The following is a 16,481-nucleotide window of genomic DNA, read 5'->3' as shown; positions in this document are numbered from 1 at the left end:
GTGCGGAGACGGCGGACGTCACGGGGTCCCTTCCGGTCGGGGGTCGTCGGCGGGGGCCGCAAGGGCTCCCCCGACTCCGACGAACGACCGGGCCAGGATGACTCCCGAAACGGGCTTCTGCTGTTCGACCTGCCCGTGGGAGCGGCTCAGGCGCGGGGCACCGCGAAGGTCTCGAGCACACCGCCACCGGCGCCGACCTGCCGCCACGGCACCTCGAACCGCAGGACCGCGACCCCGTTCGTCGGGTACTTCTCGCGGATCCGGACGAGGGCCGCGCGGTCCGAGCCGCGGCCGGCCAGGAGCGTGCTCGTGTGCGACATCGTCGGCTCGTGACCGACGACGACGACCGTGCGGACCTCGTCCGGTACCTCACGCAGGAGCGCGACGACGTCCTCGGGCTCGGCACCGTAGAGCGCCGGTTCGATCCGCAGCGGGGGCGCGTCGTCGAGCGACGACGCGACGATCTCCCACGTGTGCCGGGCGCGGACGGCGTCCGAGCACAGGACCAGGTCCGGGCGCGGCCCCTCGCCGAGGAACCAGGTGCCGACGGCCTGGGCGTTGCGACGGCCCTTGCCGGCCAGCGGGCGCTCGTGGTCCGGGACGCCGTGCGGCCAGGCCGACTTCGCGTGGCGCAGCAGCACGAGATGCCGCTGCTGAACCACGGGGAGGGTCATAGCCTGATATCCAACACCATCCGGACCCGTACGGGGCCCGCCCCGAGCGGTGCCGGGACGACCCCTCCGGGGCCGCGACCGGCCCCGTCCGGCCGGTCGGGTCAGCCGATGGCGTGGAAGCCGCCGTCGACGTGGACGATCTCGCCCGTCGTCGCCGGGAACCAGTCCGACAGCAGGCCGCAGCAGGTGCGCGCGGTCGGCTCGGGGTCGTTGACGTCCCAGCCCAGCGGTGCCTTCGAGCCCCAGGACTCCTCGAAGACCTGGAAACCGGGGATGGACTTCGCGGCCGTCGTGCGGATCGGGCCCGCGGCGACGAGGTTGACCCGGATGCCCTTGGGGCCCAGGTCGCGGGCCAGGTAGCGCGCGGTCGACTCGAAGGCCGCCTTCGCGACACCCATCCAGTCGTAGACCGGCCAGGCCTTCGACGCGTCGAAGGTCAGCCCGACGATGCTGCTGCCCGGGCCCATGAGCGGCTCGGTCGCGACGGCCAGCGCCTTGAGCGAGTAGGCGGAGATGTGGACCGCCGTCGCGACGTCCTCCCACGGCGCCGTGAGGAACTCGAAGGCCCCCTGCGGCGCGAAGCCGATCGAGTGCAGGACGCCGTCGAGCCCGTCGACGTGCTCGCGCACCGCGTCGGCGAGGCCGTCGAGGTTCTCGGTGCTCGTCACGTCGAGCTCGACGATCGGCGGTGCGCTCGGCAGCCGGCGGGCGATCGCCTGGGTGATCTTCATCTGGCGGCCGAACGAGGACAGGACGACGGTCGCGCCCTGCTCCTGCGCGAACCGTGCGACGTGGAACGCGATCGAGGAGTCGGTGAGGACCCCGGTCACGAGCAGTCGCTTGCCGTCGAGCAGACCCATCGTCGGCTCCTCCTGGTGTTCGTCGGGTGCGTGGTGGACGGTGCGGGGCACGGTGCGGGGTGGTCGGCGTCGACCGGGTGGTGCGGCAGGACGTCGGGGCCGGCGGGTCAGTGCCCCATGCCGAGGCCGCCGTCGACCGGGATGACGGCGCCGCTGATGTAGCCGGCGGCGTCCGAGGCGATGAAGGTGACCGCCGCGGCGATGTCGGCGACCTGGCCGAACCGGCCGGCCGGGATCGCGGCGACGTACGCCTTCTTGCGGTCCTCGGGCAGCACCGCGGTCATGTCCGTCTCGACGAAGCCGGGGGCGACGACGTTCGCGGTGATCCCGCGGCTGCCGATCTCCCGGGTCACCGAGCGGGCGATGCCGACGAGGCCGGCCTTCGTCGCGGAGTAGTTGACCTGGCCGGGCGAGCCGTAGAGCCCGACGACGCTGCCGATGAGGACGATGCGCCCCTTCTTGAGGCGGATCATGCCCTTCGACGCCCGGCGGACGGTGCGGAAGGCCCCGGCGAGGTTCGTCTGGATGACGCTGTCCCACTCCTCGTCGCTCATGCGCATGAGGAGCTGGTCCTTCGTGATGCCCGCGTTCGCGACGAGGACCTCGACCGGGCCCTGGTTCGCCTCGACCTCGGCGAAGGCGGCGTCGACCGAGGCGGTGTCCGTGACGTCGCAGCGGACCCCGGCCAGACCCTCCGGCGGCTCCCCGGAGCGGTAGGTCACGGTGACGGCGTCGCCGTCGGCGGCGAAGGCCCGGGCGATGGCCAGACCGATCCCGCGGTTGCCACCGGTCACGAGAACGCTGCGCGGCATGCTCACCTTCCTGCGCTGGGCGGACGGCAGGGGTGCGGCCTGCCGGCCCCGAACCTATCGGTCGCGGGGGCCGGGACGCCTCCCCCGGGTGTCGTCCGGCTCGTGCGCCGCGGCGGAGGCGGTAGCGTGCGGCGGTGCGCGCAGTCCAGATCACCGAGTTCGGCGGCCCCGAGGTGCTCACCCCGGCCGACGTCGAGGCCCCGCAGCCCCAGGAGGGCCGCCTCCTCATCGACGTGGACGCGGCCGGGGTGAACTACGCAGACACGCACCAGACCGAGAACAGCTACCTGGCGCGGCAGACCCTGCCCATGGTCCCGGGCGGCGAGGTCGTGGGGCGGGTCCGCGGCGGTGACCGGGACGGCGAGCGCGTCGTCGCGCTGCTCGCCGCCGGCGGCGGCTACGCCGAGCAGGTGCTCGCGCACCCGGCCGCGGTCTTCCCCGTCCCGGACGGCATCGACGACGGCACCGCGCTCGCACTGGTCCTGCAGGGCACGACCGCGTGGCACCTCCTGCGCACCTGCGGCCGGCTGACCCTCGGCGAGAGCGTCGTCGTCCACGCCGCCGCGGGCGGCGTCGGCACCCTCGCCGTCCAGCTCGCCCGCCAGTGGGGTGCGGGGCGGGTCGTCGCGACGGCCTCCTCGCAGGAGAAGCGGGACCTCGCGGTGTCGCTCGGGGCGCACACCGCCGTCGACGTCTCCGGGACGACGACCGCGGACGAGGTGCGCGACGTCCTGCGCGAGGCGAACGGCGGCAAGGACGTCGACGTCGTCCTCGAGATGACCGGCGGCCACGTCTTCGACGGCTCGCTCGCGGCGCTCGCGCCGATGGGCCGGCTCGTCGCCTACGGGATGGCGTCCCGGACGGCGCCGTCACCGGTCGCCCCGGGGATGCTCATGGCGACGTCGCGGGCCGTCATCGGGTTCTGGCTCGTCCACGCGCTGCGGATGCCCGGCGGCCTCGGCCCGGCCATGGACGAGCTCACCTCGCTCGTCGGGGCGGGCCGGCTGCGTGCCGTCGTCGGGGGGAGCTACCCCCTCGAGGAGGCCGCGCAGGCCCACCGAGACCTCCTCGCGCGGCGCAGCACCGGCAAGCTCGTCCTGCGGGTCCGCTGACCTCTGCCCCGCAGTGCGGCGGGGAGCCCCGCGCCGTACCGTGGACACGTGCCGCGACCAGTGCAGGGGCCCGGGAGCACCGGCCCGGAGGTCCACCAGATCACCAACGCGGTGACGCCCCTGTCCGACGACCTCGACGCCCGGATGGCGAAGTACCTCATCTCGATGCTCGTGCGGACGGCCTGCGTCGTCCTCGTCCTCGTCGTCGACGGGTGGCTGCGCTGGGTGTTCGCCGTCGGGGCCGTCTGCCTGCCGTACGTCGCGGTCATCGTCGCGAACAACAGCGGCGGCCGGCGGCGCGGCAAGGCCTCCCTCGGCACCCCGGACATGAAGGTCGCGGCGCTCGACGGCGGGGCGCCGCCGGTGCTCCTCACGGGCGTCGTCCACCCGCGCCGCGACGACGCGGCCCCCGCTCCGGACACGGCTCCGGACACCGGTGCCGGGCCGTTGCGCGACACCGCCTGAGGCGCGTTCCTGCAGGCCCGCTGCGGGTCCGCTGCGGGTCCGCTGCCGACGCGCCGTGAATCGCCGGGCGACTCGACGGTCTCGACCTCACGCTTGCACTCGCGCGTGTAGCATCCGATCAGCGCGTTCTGCATCCCCCGTCGGGACGCGCGTAGGACGTCGGGCGGCATCCCCCGTGGCCGCCCGACGTCCGCCTCCGAGGGTCTGTGAGACTGGGTGCGTGCTCTTCCCGCAACCCTCCGGCCCGCCGCCCGACGACGCCGGGCACGCCGTGTGCAGCGCCCGTGGCTGCCGCGCGCACGGGGTCTGGGCCCTGCGGTGGAACAACCCGAAGCTGCACACCCCCGACCGGCGCAAGACCTGGCTGGCGTGCGACGAGCACCGGACCTCGCTGTCGGAGTTCCTGTCCCTGCGCGGCTTCCTGCGCGAGGTCGACGAGGTCGGTGCGCCGCCCTCCGAGCCGACGGACGACGGCCCGTGAGCGCGCCGACCGACCGGCCGCGCCCGCAGCCGGCCGACGAGGTGCACGCCCACGAGGTGCACGCCGACGACGTGCCGCTCCTCGACGCCTCGGCGGTGCCCGCGGCGCTGAGGCTGTTCCGCGAGCGGTACTGGCTGCGGGCGGCCGCCGGCGTCGTCCTGCTCTCCGTCGTCTTCGTCCTCCTCGGCCGCTGGCAGCTCCACCGGCACGAGGCGAAGGTCGAGCGCAGGGACCGGGTCGCGGCGAACTACGGTGCCGCACCTGCCGCGCTGGACACGGTGCTCGCGACCCCGGCGACCGAGCTCCCGAGGGGCCGGGAGTGGACGCCGGTGCGCGTGCGCGGCACCTACGACGCCGCCGGCACGCTGCTCACCCGCAACCGCCCCTTCGAGAGCCAGTACGGGTACGAGGTCGTCGTCCCGCTGCGCCTGCCGGACGGCAGCCTGCTCGCCGTCGACCGCGGCTGGATCCCGTTCGGGGAGTCCGCGACCCGGCTGCCCGAGGTCCCCGCCGCACCCTCCGGCGAGGTCGAGGTCGTCGTCCGGCTCCGGCCGTTCGAGCCGTCCGCCGGTGCGTACGAGGTGCCCGGCCAGATCCGCCGGATCGCGGCCGACGAGGTCGGCGCCGAGGTGCCGGGGACCCTCTACCGGGCTTACGGCGTCCTCGCCTCGGAGCAGCCGCGGCCGGCGGTCGCACCACGGCTGCTCCCCCGCCCCGACACCGACCTCGGACCGCACCTCGCCTACACCTGGAACTGGTGGGGCTTCGCCGTCGCCGCGTACGTCCTGCTGCTCTACTACGCGCTGCGCGAGGTGCAGAACCGGCGGCTGAGCGCCCGCGGGATCGACCCCGAGGCGGCCGCGGCCGCCCGCAAGGAGCGGGCCCGGCGTCGCCGGGTGCGCGACGAGGACGTCGAGGACGCGGCGCTCGAGGGCTGACCATCCCCGGCAGACGCGCGACGCCCGCCGTCCGCCGTCCCGTCCCCCGGCCGCCGCCTCAAGTCCGCCGGTCGGGCGTTCGATAAGCCATCCGACGCAACTTGGTGACGCAGGGTCGCCGACCGACCGGTCGGGGGCAGGCGGACCACGAACCGCAGGGTGGGGACATGGATCTGGGCCTGAGCGACCGCGTGTACGTGGTCACAGGCGCATCGCGGGGGCTCGGACGGGCGTGTGCCGAGCAGCTCGCCGCGGAGGGCGCACGGCTCGTGCTCTCCGGGCGGGACGAGGACGCGCTCAACGCGACCGCCGCGGCGCTCGGTGGGTCCGAGCGCGCCATCGCCGTGTCCGGCGACCTCTCCCAGCCGGGGATCGAGACGTGCCTCGTCGCCGCTGCCATCGCCCGGTACGGCCGCCTCGACGGCGCTCTGGTGAGCGTCGGCGGGCCTCCGTCCGGGACCGCGATGGAGACCGACGACGGCGCCTGGCGGCTCGCGTTCGAGAGCGTGTTCCTCGGCCCGCTGCGGCTGGCCCGCACCGTCGCCAACTTCGTCTCCCACGAGGGCGGCTCGATCGTGCTCGTGCTGTCGACGTCCGTCCGCGAGCCGATCGAGGGCCTCGCCCTGTCGAACGGCCTGCGTCCGGCCCTCGCGATGACCGCCAAGACCCTCGCCGACGAGCTCGGGGGGCGCAACGTCCGGGTGAACGGGATCCTCCCCGGCCGGATCGACACCGAGCGCGCGCGGTCCGCGGACGCGGCCGGCGGGCGCCCGGAGGAGGTCCGCCGCGCGAACGAGGCCCTCGTCCCGCTGCACCGCTACGGCGAGCCGCTCGAGTTCGCCCGGCCGGCCGTCTTCATGCTCTCCCCCGCGGCGAGCTACGTGACGGGCACCGTGCTGGCGGTCGACGGCGGGATGACCCGCTCGCTCTGAGCCGTCCCCTGGTGCCCTACGCACCTCAAACCGTGCGCTTGAGGTCGCTCACCCGCCAGAGGACGACGCCGCGCGGCTCGCGTCAGCCCGCCAGAGGCTGGTCGGCGAACTGGGTGCGGTAGAGGTCGGAGTACAGGCCGCCGCGGGCGAGCAGCTCGGCGTGCCGGCCCTGCTCGACGACGCGGCCGTCGTCGACGACGCAGATCAGGTCCGCCTGCCGGACCGTCGAGAGCCGGTGCGCGATGACGATGGCCGTGCGGCCGGCGAGGGCACCGTCGAGCGCCCGCTGGACGGCGGCCTCGGACTCGGAGTCGAGGTGCGCCGTCGCCTCGTCGAGAACGACGACGCCGGGTGCCTTGAGCAGCAGCCGCGCGAGCGCGATGCGCTGCTTCTCGCCGCCGGAGAGCCGGTGCCCGCGGTCGCCGACGACGGTGTCGAGCCCTTCGGGCAGGGACTGGACGAGGTCCCAGATCTGCGCGTCCCGCAGCGCGGAGACCATCTGCTCCTGCGTCGCGCCGGGGCGGGCGTAGTCGAGGTTCGCGCGGATCGTGTCGTGGAAGAGGTGCGCCTCCTGCGTGACGACCCCGACGTTGGCGTGCAGCGACTCCAGGGTGACGTCGCGGACGTCGTGGTCGCCGAGCCGGACGGCGCCCGAGGTCGCGTCGTAGAGCCGTGCGACGAGGCTCGTGATGGTCGTCTTGCCGGCGCCGCTCGGCCCGACGAGGGCGACGAGCTGCCCGGCCTCGGCGCGAAGCGAGAGGCCGTGGAGGACCTCCTCGCCGCGGCCGCGGTCGGGGACGGCGACCTGCTCGAGCGAGGCCAGCGACACCTCGTCCGCCCCCGGGTAGCCGAACCGGACGTCCCGCAGCTCCACGGCGAGCGGGCCCTTGGGCAGCGTCGCCGCCCCCGGCTTCTCGGTGACGAGCGGCGGCAGGTCGAGCACCTCGAAGACCCGCTCGAAGCTCACGAGGGCCGTCATGACGTCGATCCGCACGTTCGACAGGGCGGTGAGCGGCCCGTAGAGCCGACCGAGCAGGGCCGCCAGCGCGATGAGCGTGCCGACGGACAGCGTGCCGCCGATCGCGAGCACGCCCCCGACGCCGTAGACGATCGCGGTCGCGAGCGAGGCCACGAGGGTCAGCGAGGTGAAGAACACCCGGTTGCTCATGGCGATCTTCACGCCGATGTCGCGGACCCGCCCGGCCCGGCGGGAGAACTCGGCGTCCTCGGTGCCCACCGTGCCGAAGAGCTTGACGAGCAGGGCGCCGGCGACGTTGAACCGCTCGGTCATCCGGGACCCGAGCTCGGCGTTGAGCTGCATCGACTCCCGCGTCAGGGTCTGCAGCCGGCGGCCGACCCGGCGCGCGGGCAGCAGGAACACCGGCAGGAGGAGCAGCGCCGCGAGCGTGATGGGCCAGGAGAGGACGAGCATCGCGACCGTGACGAGGACGAGCGAGACGACGTTCGAGACCACGCCGGACAGCGTCGACGTGAACGCCTGCTGGGCACCGATGACGTCGTTGTTCAGCCGCGAGACGAGGGCCCCGGTCTGGGCCCTGGTGAAGAACGCGATGGGCTGGCGCAGGACGTGCCCGAAGACCTGCGTCCGCAGGTCGTAGATGAGCCCCTCGCCGATCCGGCTCGACATCCAGCGCTGCACGAGACCGGCGAGGGCGTCGAGGACGGCCAGCCCGGCGACGACGAGCGCGACGGTGACGACGAGCCGCCGGTCCCCGACGCTCACGCCGTCGTCGACGATCTTGCGGAAGAGCAGCGGGGTGACGACGACGAACACGGCGTCGAGGACGACGAGCCCGAGGAAGACCGTGATGAGCCGGCGGTACGGGCGCGCGTAGGAGAGGATCCGCCGCCACGTCCCGGGGGCCAGCTTGCGGTCCGCCACCTTCGGGTCCCGCGAGTACGAACGGATCGCGACCCAGGCCTGGTGCCCTGCCATCGGCTGTGCTGCTCCTGTCGACCGTCGGGCCGAGAGGTGCTCGGCTCCGCCCTGCCGCCAACGCGTGCGGGGCGGCGATGCTTCCCGGGGGCGACGCTACCGGTCGCGGCGGCGCGGGAGACGACACCGCCCGGCCGGTCGGCGCCGGGTCTGCCCCGTGCGCCGCCCGGTCGGGCGGCCGGTGGACCTGCTGTCGGTCCCTGCTGTCGGTGCGTGCTGTGCGGCGTCGGTGGGAGGCCCGCCCCTGCCGTTGGCCCGGACAGGGCGGGAACCGGGTGCTGCGGCCCTGGGGCTGGAGCCGGGACCCGGTTCGGCGGGGCGGTGACACCTGACGCGCGGGGAAGGGTCGGTGGTACGGCGGGCCTGTCGCCCCTGTGGACGTGCGGTGGTCGGTCGTGCGCAGTTCTGCTGCGACCTGGCGGACCAGGTCCGTGGTGCCGCGACCCGGTGGTGCGGCGCCTGGCCGGTCGGCCGGGAGCGGTCGACCGGGACGGTCAGCGCTTGGCCTTGCCCCGGGTCGCGCCGCCGCGGCTGCGCAGCGGGACGTCGTTCTCGGTGAGGATCCGGTGGACGAACCCGTAGGACCGCCCCGTCTCCTCCGCGAGGGCTCGGATGCTGGCGCCCTGGCTGTACTTCTTCGTCAGCTCGCCAGCGAGCTTCGTGCGGTCGGCACCCGTGATGCGGGCGCCCTTCTTGACAGTGTCGGCCACTGTTCCTCCTCGGCGATGAGCTACCCGACCATCGTTGATCGAGTGACCACGGTCCGCGACTCGACACGACATCCCGGACCGGTGGGACGACTCGGACCCTTGTCCGCAGACAGCAGTCTGCCGACGAAGGTCCACGTCTGCGAACTTGCCACGCCGAGATGTCGACTTCCACTCGACATGACCTCTACGTGGCGGGTTCGTGTCTAACTGTGACATGGATCCGCCACGTGGTGACCATGAAACGTCCCGCCCCGCCGCAAGATCCCCCGGTCGGCCGATGCGGGCCGGCGACGACCGGCCCGGCGATGCCGAACCGTAACGCGCACAACGGTTTCGGCAGGGGCGCGGCGGGGTAGGGCAGGCGCTCGGTCCGGGCGTGCCGACGGCTGCCCCGGGCCGTCACGCCAGCGCGACGAGGTCCAGGTACTCGGCGTTCCAGAGGTCCTCGTCGCCGTCCGGCAGGAGGACGACCCGTTCCGGCTGGAGGGCCTCGACGGCGCCCTCGTCGTGCGTCACGAGGACGACGGCTCCGGCGTAGTGCCGCAGCGCGTCGAGCACCTCGGCCCGGCTCGCCGGGTCGAGGTTGTTCGTGGGCTCGTCGAGGAGCAGGACGTTCGCGCCCGAGACGACGAGGGTCGCCAGCGCGAGCCGGGTCTTCTCCCCGCCGGACAGCACCCCGGCGGGCTTGTCGACGTCGTCACCGGTGAACAGGAACGAGCCCAGGACGCTGCGGACGCCGGTGTCCCCGAGCTCGGGGGCCGCCGTCCGCATGTTCTCCAGGACCGTCCGGTCGACGTCCAGCGTCTCGTGCTCCTGCGCGTAGTAGCCGAGCCGCAGCCCGTGGCCCGGCTGGACCTCACCGGTGTCCGGGGTCTCCACGCCGCCGAGCAGCCGCAGCAGGGTCGTCTTGCCGGCACCGTTGAGCCCGAGGACGACGACCCGGCTCCCCCGGTCGATCGCGAGGTCGACGTCGGCGAACACCTCGGTGCTGCCGTACGACTTCGACAGCCCGCTCGCCGTGAGCGGCGTCCGGCCGCACGGCGCCGGTTCGGGGAACCGCAGCTTCGCCACACGCTCGACCCGGCGCTCGCCCTCGAGACCGGAGAGCAGCCGCTCGGCGCGCTTGGCCATGTTCTGGGCGGCCGTGGCCTTCGTCGCCTTCGCCCGCATCTTGTCGGCCTGGGCCATGAGCGCCGAGGCCTTCTTCTCGGCGTTCGCCCGCTCGCGCTTGCGCCGGCGCTCGTCCTGCTCGCGCTGCTCGAGGTAGGTCTTCCAGCCGACGTTGTAGACGTCGACGACCGAGCGGTTCGCGTCGAGGAAGAACACCTTGTTGACGACGACGTCGAGCAGGCCGACGTCGTGGCTGATGACGACGAGCCCGCCGGCCCAGACCCGCAGGAAGTCCCGCAGCCAGCCGATCGAGTCGGCGTCGAGGTGGTTCGTCGGCTCGTCGAGCAGCAGGGTCTGCGCCCCGGAGAAGAGGATCCGGGCGAGCTCGACGCGCCGGCGCTGACCGCCCGAGAGCGTGCCGAGCTCCTGCCCGAGCACCCGGTCGGGCAGGCCGAGGCTCGCGCAGATCGTCGCCGCCTCGCTCTCCGCCGCGTACCCGCCGCGCGCGGTGAACTCCGCCTCGAGCCGGCTGTACCGGGCCATCGCGGTGTCCCGGCGCCCGTCGTCGGCGCTGGCCATCGCGCCCTCGGTCTCCCGCATCTTCCGGATGACCTCGTCGAGGCCGCGGGCCGACAGCACCCGGTCGCGGGCGAGCTGCTCGAGGTCGCCGGTCCGGGGGTCCTGCGGGAGGTAGCCGATGTCGCCGGTGCGGGTGATCGTGCCGGACGCCGGCTGCCCCTCACCGGCGAGGATCTTGGTCAGGGTGGTCTTGCCGGCACCGTTGCGGCCGACGAGGCCGACCCGGTCCCCGGGCGCGACCCGGAAGGTCGCGTGCTCCATGAGGACCCGGGCTCCGACCCGGAGCTCGACGTCGTGGGCGACGATCATGACGGGCGAGGCTCCAGACAGCGGGGATCACGTGACCCTGCCATGGTAGGCGGGCCTGCCCTACAGTTCGCCGCGTGGGTATCGAGTTCGACGACCAGCGGGTCGACGTGTCCGGCGTGGACGACCGCCGGGGCCGTGGCGTGGGCGGCGGCGTGGCGATCGGCGGCGGCGCCGGGGTCGTCGGCCTCATCATCTACGTGATCGTCGCCCTGCTCGGCGGCGACCCCGGGCAGCTCCAGCTGCCGGCGGCCCAGGGCGACCAGGCGCCGGGGCAGGTCCAGGGCGAGACCGCCGAGGAGCTCCGGGCCCGCTGCAACACCGACGGCGCCATCGACAAGTACACCGACTGCCGGCTCATCAAGGTCGTCAACGTCGCGGACGACGTCTGGTCCGACGAGTTCCAGCGCCGCGGCCTGTCGTTCCAGACCCCGCGGCTCGCGTTCTTCACCGGCCAGACGACGACCGGCTGCGGGGCGGCGTCCGCCCAGGTCGGGCCGTTCTACTGCCCGCCCGACCAGGAGATCTTCTTCGAGCTGGGCTTCCTCGAGCAGCTCCAGCAGCAGTTCGGCGCCCAGGGCACGTTCGCGCAGGGCTACATCGCCGCCCACGAGTACGGCCACCACCTGCAGACGATCCTCGGCACCGAGCCCAAGGTCCGCGCCGCCCAGCAGCGCGACCCGTCGAACGCCAACGCCTACTCGATCGCCCTCGAGCTCCAGGCCGACTGCTACGCCGGGGTGTGGGCGAACCTCGCGGACAAGCGCGCCGAGAACGGCATCAAGCTCAGCGAGGACAACATCGCCGAGGCGGTCAACGCCGCCCAGGCGGTCGGCGACGACCGGATCCAGCAGAAGGTGCAGGGCCGGGTCGACCCGGAGGGCTGGACCCACGGCTCCGCCGAGCAGCGCCGCACCTGGTTCCTCACCGGCTACCGGTCCGGCGACATCGACTCCTGCAACACGTTCCAGTAGAGCGACCCGGGTGCTCCGGGTGAGGTCCGTGACACGGACGGCGGGACGTCGGCGCGTGCCCGGTCGTTAGGCTGACCGGCGTGAACCGCTCCTCGACCCGGGACCTCGCGCTCGTCGCCGTCTTCGCGGCGGTCATCGCGGCGCTCGGCCTCGCGCCGCCGCTGTACCTCTTCGGCGGCAGCGTGCCGGTCACGGCCCAGACGCTCGGCGTGATGCTCGCGGGCTCGATCCTCGGCTCGCGGCGGGGGGCGCTCGCCGTCGTGACGTTCCTCGTGCTCACCGCCGTCGGGCTGCCGCTGCTGTCCGGCGGGCGCGGCGGGCCCGCCGTCTTCGTCGGTCCGAGCGTCGGGTTCCTCCTGGGCTGGGTGCTCGGCGCGTTCGTCGTCGGCTGGGTCGTCGAGCGGCGGGTGCCCGGGCGGGTCGTCCCGGCGCAGGTCGCCGCCGCGAACGTGGTCGGCGGGATCGGGGCGGTCTACCTGCTCGGCATCCCCGGCCTGGTCCTCGTGGGCGGGCTGACCTGGGCGAAGGCGTTCGCCGCGTCGCTGGTGTTCCTCCCCGGGGACGGCGTGAAGGTCGCGGTCGCGACCGTCGTCACGCTCGCGGTGCTGCGCGGCTACCCCGGCGTCGTGCCGTCGCGGCGCGCCGCCGTCGGCGCCGGCACGGAGGCCTCCCGCTGACCGGCACCGAGGCCCTCACGGACACCGCCCCGCACCGGACGGAGCCGCCTGCCGACGACGTCCTGTGCGTCGACGGCGCGACCTGGCTCACCCGGGCCGACCTCGCCGCGGCGGTCGCGGCCGCGCTGCCGCCCGCCGGCGGGGCCGGCGTCCGGCTCGCCGGCGGGGTCTCGGTCCGCGCGGGCGACCCGCTGGCGACCCTCACGACGCTGCTCGCCGTCCGCGCCGCGGGCGGCGCCGTGCCGGTCGTCGTCGACGCCGACCTCGACGACGCCGCGGTCGACGCGCTCGTCGCGGCCGCCGACCGGCTCGAACCCGGAACCGACGGGCCGCTGCTCGTCGTCCAGACCTCCGGCAGCAGCGCCCGCCCGCGGGCCGTCGTCCGCACCGAGCGCTCCTGGGACGCGAGCCTCGAGCCGTTCACCCGCGTCGTCGGGCTCGGGCCCGACGACGTCGTCTGGGCCCCCGGGGCGCTCTCGGCGACGCTCACCCTCTTCGCCGCCTGGCACGCGCTCGGCACCGGGCTCCCGCTGCTCGCGACCGGTCGCTGGCGCGGGGTCGGCGCGTGCGGGCCGGCGGTCGCCCGGGCCACGGTCGTCCAGTGCGTGCCGGCCGTCCTCGCGGACGTCCTCGAGGCGCACGACGCCGGGATGCTCCCCGCGCTGCGCACCGCGGTCGTCGCCGGCGCCGCGACCCCGCAGCGGCTGCGGGACCGGGCGCGCGCGGCCGGGCTGCGGCTCGTGGAGTACTACGGCGCCGCCGAGCTCTCCTTCGTCGCCGTGGACGCCGACGGCGCCGGGCTGCGGCCCTTCCCGGGCGCCGAGGTCGAGGTGCGGGACGGCCTCGTCCACGTCCGGTCGCCCTACGTCGCGCTCGGGTACCTCGACCCGGACGACGCGGGGCCGCTGCGCCGGGACGCCGACGGCTGGTGCACGGTCGGCGACCGCGGCCGGACGACGCACGGCCGGCTCGAGGTCGCCGGCCGGGCCGGGGACGCCGTGACCGTCGGGGGCCACACGGTCGTCGCCGCGGACGTCGAGGCCGCCCTCCGGGACGTCCCCGGGGTCGCCGAGGTCGCCTGCGTCGGCGAGCCGCACGCCCGCCTCGGCGAGCGGGTCGTGCTCGCCGTCCAGGCCGAGCCCGGCACCGACCCGGTGCCGGCGCTGCGCGAGGCCGCCCGCCGGGCGCTGCCGCCCGCGGCCCGCCCGGTGCGCTACGTCGTCCTCTCCGAGCTGCCCCGGACCACGGGCGGCAAGGTGGCCCGCGCGGCGCTGCGCGAGGTCGTCACCCGGGCCGGCCGGGGCGGCGGCCGCGGCACGAGCCGTCCGGGCCGGGTCGGCGCGCCACGGCCGCCCGTCCGCTGACCGCACCGGCCGTGGAAGCGAACCAGCCCGTCGTCGTCGCGGCCCGCCGCACCCCGGTCGGCACAGCCGGCCGCTCGCTCGCACGGCTCGACGTCACCGGGCTCGCGGCACCCGTCCTCGCCGCGCTCGTCGAGGACGTCACGGCACTGGGCCTGCGGGGGCCCGAGGGGTCCGTCGCCGTCGACGACGTCGTGCTCGGCAACTGCTGCGGGCCGGGCGGCGACGTCGCCCGGGTCGCGGCGCTCGCGGCCGGGCTCGGCACCGGCGTCCCCGGCGTGACCGTCGACCGGCAGTGCGGCTCCGGGCTGGAGGCGGTGCGGCTCGGGGCGCAGGCCGTCGCGGCCGGTGAGGGCACGCTGGTGCTCGCCGGCGGGGTCGAGAGCGCGAGCACGATGCCGTGGCGGCTCGCCCGGCCGGCCGGCCCGACGCAGCCGCCCCGGGCCTACACCCGGGCCCCCTTCGCCCCTCCCGGGTTCGCCGACCCGGAGATGGGTGCGGCGGCCGACGCCCTCGCCGCCGCGACCGGGGTGGACCGGCCCCGGCAGGACGCGTACGCCGTCCGCAGCCACGACCGCGCGCTCGCCGCCCGCGCGCGGGGCGTCTTCGACGCCGAGACCGTGCCCGTCGGCGGGGTGGCCGCCGACGAGCGGCCGCGCCGCGTCGACGCCCGGGTGCTGGCCCGGCTGCGGCCCGCGTTCACCGCCGGCGGGACGGCGACCGCGGGCAACTCGTGCGGCATCAACGACGGCGCCGCGGCCGTGGCCCTCGTCCCGGAGGCGGCCCGCGCGGCGGCCGGCGTCCCCGGGCTGCGCGTGCTGGCGGCCGCGGTCGTCGGGGTCGACCCGGCGCTGCCCGGGATCGGCCCGGTCCCCGCCGTCCGCGCCGTGCTCGCGCGGGCCGGCCGCCGGCTCGACGAGGTCGCGGTGCTCGAGGTGACCGAAGCGTTCGCCGGGCAGGTGCTCGCCTGCACCGACGCCCTCGGCCTGGACCCGTTCGGGGCCGACGCGGAGCGGGTCTGCCCGGACGGCGGGGCGATCGCGCTCGGGCACCCGTGGGGTGCCTCCGGCGCGCTGCTCGTCGTCCGGCTCTTCGCCCGGCTGGTCCGCGACCCGGCCGCCCGCGCGGGCGACCTCGGGATCGCCACGTGCGCGGTCGGCGGGGGGCAGGGCATCGCCGTCCTCGTCGAGCGGGTCGGCTGATGGGCGGGGGTTTCGTCCTCGACGGGGTCGAGCACCGGTACGGCGACCGCGTCGTCCTGCGCGACGTCGACCTCGTGCTCGCGGAGCAACGGATCGGGTTCGTCGGCGCGAACGGCTCGGGCAAGTCGACGCTGGCCCGGCTGCTCAACGGCCTCGTCGTGCCGAGCCGGGGCAGGGTCACCTACGACGGGCTCGACACCGCCCGTGAGGGCGGCGCGGTCCGGCGCCGGGTCGGCTTCGTCTTCACCGACCCCGACGCCCAGATCGTCATGCCGACCGTCGCCGAGGACGTCGCGTTCTCGTTGCGCCGCAGCGGGTCCGGCAAGGCGGAGGTCGCCGCCCGGGTCGGGGCCGCGCTCGACCGCTTCGGCCTCGGCGGGCACGCCGACCACCCGTGCCACCTGCTCTCCGGCGGCCAGAAGCAGCTCCTCGCGCTGACGTCGGTGCTCGTCACGGAGCCGGACGTCCTCGTCTGCGACGAGCCGACGACGCTGCTCGACCTGCGCAACACCCGCCGGGTCGCCGACCTGCTCGCGAGCCTGCCGCAGCAGGTCGTGCTCGTGACGCACGACCTCGACCTGCTCACCGGGTTCGACCGGGTGCTCGTCGTCGACGAGGGGCGGGTCGTCGCGGACGACGCGCCGGGCCCGGCCGTCGCGGCCTACCGCCGGCTCGTGGACGCGTCGTGAGCCGGCCCGGCGCCGGCGTGCTCGGCACCTACCGGCCGGGCACCTCGCCGCTGCACCGCGCCCCGGCCGGCGGCAAGCTCCTCGGGCTCGCGGGCCTGCTCCTCGTGCTGGCCGTCGTCCGCTCCCCGCTCGGCGTCGCCGCGGGGGCGGCCCTGCTCGCGGTGCTCGCCGCGGTCGCGCGGGTCGGCGTCCGGCCGCTGCTCGCCCAGGCACGGCCGTTGCGCTGGGTGCTGCTCGTCCTCGCGGCGTTCCAGGTCTGGAGCGCCGGCCCGGTCACGGCGCTCGTCGTCGTCGGCTCGATCCTTGTCGCGGCCCTGCTCGCCGGCCTGGTGCTGCTGACGACCCCGACGCAGGCACTGCTCGACGCCCTCGTCGCCGGCCTGCGACCGTTCCGCCGGGTCGGTGTCGACCCGGAGCGGGCCGGCCTCGTGCTCGCCCTGACGATCCGGGCGATCCCCGTCGTCAGCGGCCTCGCCCAGGACGTCGTCGACGCCCGCCGGGCCCGAGGCGTCGAGCGCAGCGCCCGGGCCTTCGCCGTCCCGCTCGTCATCCGCAGCGTCCGCTACGCCGACCGCCTCGGCGAGGCCCTCGCCGCCCGCGGCGTCGGCGACTGAACCCCCTGCCCCGCAACACCTCCCGCCT

17 protein-coding genes are annotated in these 16,481 nt (G+C 75.4%); 11 read left to right on the top strand and 6 right to left on the bottom strand.

Annotated features, from left to right (window positions below; all coding sequences use genetic code 11):
• Positions 1-146: 146 nt before the first annotated feature.
• From ECOMGDLI_RS12660 to fabG, 3 genes are all read right to left on the bottom strand, one after another.
• Entirely contained in the window at positions 147-662 is a 516-nt protein-coding gene (locus ECOMGDLI_RS12660; RefSeq protein WP_198954804.1) for a histidine phosphatase family protein, read from the bottom strand.
• Between the two features lie 113 nt (positions 663-775).
• The gene (gene fabI / locus ECOMGDLI_RS12655) at positions 776-1,534 is read right to left on the bottom strand and encodes an enoyl-ACP reductase FabI (protein WP_088317193.1); all 759 of its coding nucleotides are present in this window, start codon (positions 1,532-1,534) and stop codon (positions 776-778) included.
• A gap of 107 nt (positions 1,535-1,641) precedes the next feature.
• Positions 1,642-2,346: a 3-oxoacyl-ACP reductase FabG gene (gene fabG / locus ECOMGDLI_RS12650; protein ID WP_088289180.1), complete on the bottom strand. Its 705-nt coding sequence runs from the start codon at positions 2,344-2,346 to the stop codon at positions 1,642-1,644.
• Between the two features lie 134 nt (positions 2,347-2,480).
• Here fabG and ECOMGDLI_RS12645 point away from each other — a divergent pair, with 134 nt between their 5' ends.
• The 5 genes from ECOMGDLI_RS12645 to ECOMGDLI_RS12625 all read left to right on the top strand — a co-directional run bounded on the left by ECOMGDLI_RS12645 (position 2,481) and on the right by ECOMGDLI_RS12625 (position 6,274).
• A complete protein-coding gene (locus tag ECOMGDLI_RS12645; protein WP_088317188.1) occupies positions 2,481-3,458 on the top strand; it encodes an NADPH:quinone oxidoreductase family protein in 978 nt (325 codons plus the stop codon).
• A 48-nt stretch (positions 3,459-3,506) separates the two neighbouring features.
• Positions 3,507-3,923, top strand: a complete 417-nt coding sequence (locus ECOMGDLI_RS12640; protein ID WP_198954803.1) for a DUF3099 domain-containing protein — start codon at positions 3,507-3,509, stop codon at positions 3,921-3,923.
• A gap of 220 nt (positions 3,924-4,143) precedes the next feature.
• Positions 4,144-4,404 (top strand): hypothetical protein, encoded by a 261-nt coding sequence (locus tag ECOMGDLI_RS12635; protein ID WP_088317187.1) that lies wholly within the window; start codon positions 4,144-4,146, stop codon positions 4,402-4,404.
• On the top strand, positions 4,401-5,342 hold the full coding sequence (locus ECOMGDLI_RS12630; protein WP_158220992.1) for an SURF1 family protein: 942 nt from the start codon (positions 4,401-4,403) through the stop codon (positions 5,340-5,342). Before ECOMGDLI_RS12635 ends, ECOMGDLI_RS12630 begins: the two co-directional genes overlap by 4 nt.
• 167 nt (positions 5,343-5,509) lie before the next feature.
• Positions 5,510-6,274 carry an SDR family oxidoreductase gene (locus ECOMGDLI_RS12625; RefSeq protein ID WP_088317185.1) on the top strand — a complete coding sequence of 255 codons (765 nt, stop codon included), beginning with the start codon at positions 5,510-5,512 and terminating at the stop codon, positions 6,272-6,274.
• Between the two features lie 82 nt (positions 6,275-6,356).
• Here the strand turns inward: ECOMGDLI_RS12625 and ECOMGDLI_RS12620 are convergent, their stop codons facing one another.
• From ECOMGDLI_RS12620 to ECOMGDLI_RS12610, 3 genes are all read right to left on the bottom strand, one after another.
• Positions 6,357-8,231, bottom strand: coding sequence for an ABC transporter ATP-binding protein (locus tag ECOMGDLI_RS12620; protein WP_088317184.1), 1,875 nt, complete (start codon positions 8,229-8,231; stop codon positions 6,357-6,359).
• 494 nt (positions 8,232-8,725) lie between these two features.
• Positions 8,726-9,013, bottom strand: coding sequence for a helix-turn-helix domain-containing protein (locus ECOMGDLI_RS12615; RefSeq protein WP_255392588.1), 288 nt, complete (start codon positions 9,011-9,013; stop codon positions 8,726-8,728).
• A 327-nt stretch (positions 9,014-9,340) separates the two neighbouring features.
• Positions 9,341-10,939, bottom strand: a complete 1,599-nt coding sequence (locus ECOMGDLI_RS12610) for an ABC-F family ATP-binding cassette domain-containing protein (RefSeq protein WP_088317183.1) — start codon at positions 10,937-10,939, stop codon at positions 9,341-9,343.
• Positions 10,940-11,013: 74 nt separating this feature from the next.
• Here ECOMGDLI_RS12610 and ECOMGDLI_RS12605 point away from each other — a divergent pair, with 74 nt between their 5' ends.
• From ECOMGDLI_RS12605 to ECOMGDLI_RS12580, 6 genes are all read left to right on the top strand, one after another.
• Positions 11,014-11,910: a neutral zinc metallopeptidase gene (locus ECOMGDLI_RS12605; RefSeq protein ID WP_233153430.1), complete on the top strand. Its 897-nt coding sequence runs from the start codon at positions 11,014-11,016 to the stop codon at positions 11,908-11,910.
• Between the two features lie 80 nt (positions 11,911-11,990).
• Complete coding sequence (locus ECOMGDLI_RS12600) at positions 11,991-12,587, top strand: biotin transporter BioY (protein WP_088317182.1); 597 nt, start codon at positions 11,991-11,993, stop codon at positions 12,585-12,587.
• Positions 12,588-12,826: 239 nt separating this feature from the next.
• Positions 12,827-13,951 carry a class I adenylate-forming enzyme family protein gene (locus ECOMGDLI_RS12595; protein WP_088317181.1) on the top strand — a complete coding sequence of 375 codons (1,125 nt, stop codon included), beginning with the start codon at positions 12,827-12,829 and terminating at the stop codon, positions 13,949-13,951.
• Between the two features lie 11 nt (positions 13,952-13,962).
• Positions 13,963-15,150: a thiolase family protein gene (locus ECOMGDLI_RS12590; protein WP_198954802.1), complete on the top strand. Its 1,188-nt coding sequence runs from the start codon at positions 13,963-13,965 to the stop codon at positions 15,148-15,150.
• Positions 15,150-15,839, top strand: coding sequence for an energy-coupling factor ABC transporter ATP-binding protein (locus ECOMGDLI_RS12585; protein ID WP_088317180.1), 690 nt, complete (start codon positions 15,150-15,152; stop codon positions 15,837-15,839). Before ECOMGDLI_RS12590 ends, ECOMGDLI_RS12585 begins: the two co-directional genes overlap by 1 nt.
• Positions 15,836-16,453: an energy-coupling factor transporter transmembrane component T gene (locus ECOMGDLI_RS12580; protein WP_233153429.1), complete on the top strand. Its 618-nt coding sequence runs from the start codon at positions 15,836-15,838 to the stop codon at positions 16,451-16,453. The genes ECOMGDLI_RS12585 and ECOMGDLI_RS12580 overlap by 4 nt, the downstream gene beginning before the upstream one ends.
• Positions 16,454-16,481 lie beyond the last annotated feature (28 nt).

The organism is Kineosporia sp. R_H_3, from assembly GCF_002198675.1.
In the GTDB taxonomy this organism is placed as follows: domain Bacteria; phylum Actinomycetota; class Actinomycetes; order Actinomycetales; family Kineosporiaceae; genus R-H-3.
This window is presented reverse-complemented; position numbering and strand designations above follow the sequence as displayed.

Bases quoted from the DNA above. Each gene is read 5' to 3' on its own strand.
- fabI (WP_088317193.1), bottom strand. From the start codon at position 1,534: ATGGGTCTGCTCGACGGCAAGCGACTGCTCGTGACCGGGGTCCTCACC.
- fabG (WP_088289180.1), bottom strand. From the start codon at position 2,346: ATGCCGCGCAGCGTTCTCGTGACCGGTGGCAACCGCGGGATCGGTCTG.
- ECOMGDLI_RS12585 (WP_088317180.1), top strand. From the start codon at position 15,150: ATGGGCGGGGGTTTCGTCCTCGACGGGGTCGAGCACCGGTACGGCGAC.
- ECOMGDLI_RS12610 (WP_088317183.1), bottom strand. From the start codon at position 10,939: ATGATCGTCGCCCACGACGTCGAGCTCCGGGTCGGAGCCCGGGTCCTC.
- ECOMGDLI_RS12615 (WP_255392588.1), bottom strand. From the start codon at position 9,013: ATGTCGTGTCGAGTCGCGGACCGTGGTCACTCGATCAACGATGGTCGG.
- ECOMGDLI_RS12620 (WP_088317184.1), bottom strand. From the start codon at position 8,231: ATGGCAGGGCACCAGGCCTGGGTCGCGATCCGTTCGTACTCGCGGGAC.
- ECOMGDLI_RS12625 (WP_088317185.1), top strand. From the start codon at position 5,510: ATGGATCTGGGCCTGAGCGACCGCGTGTACGTGGTCACAGGCGCATCG.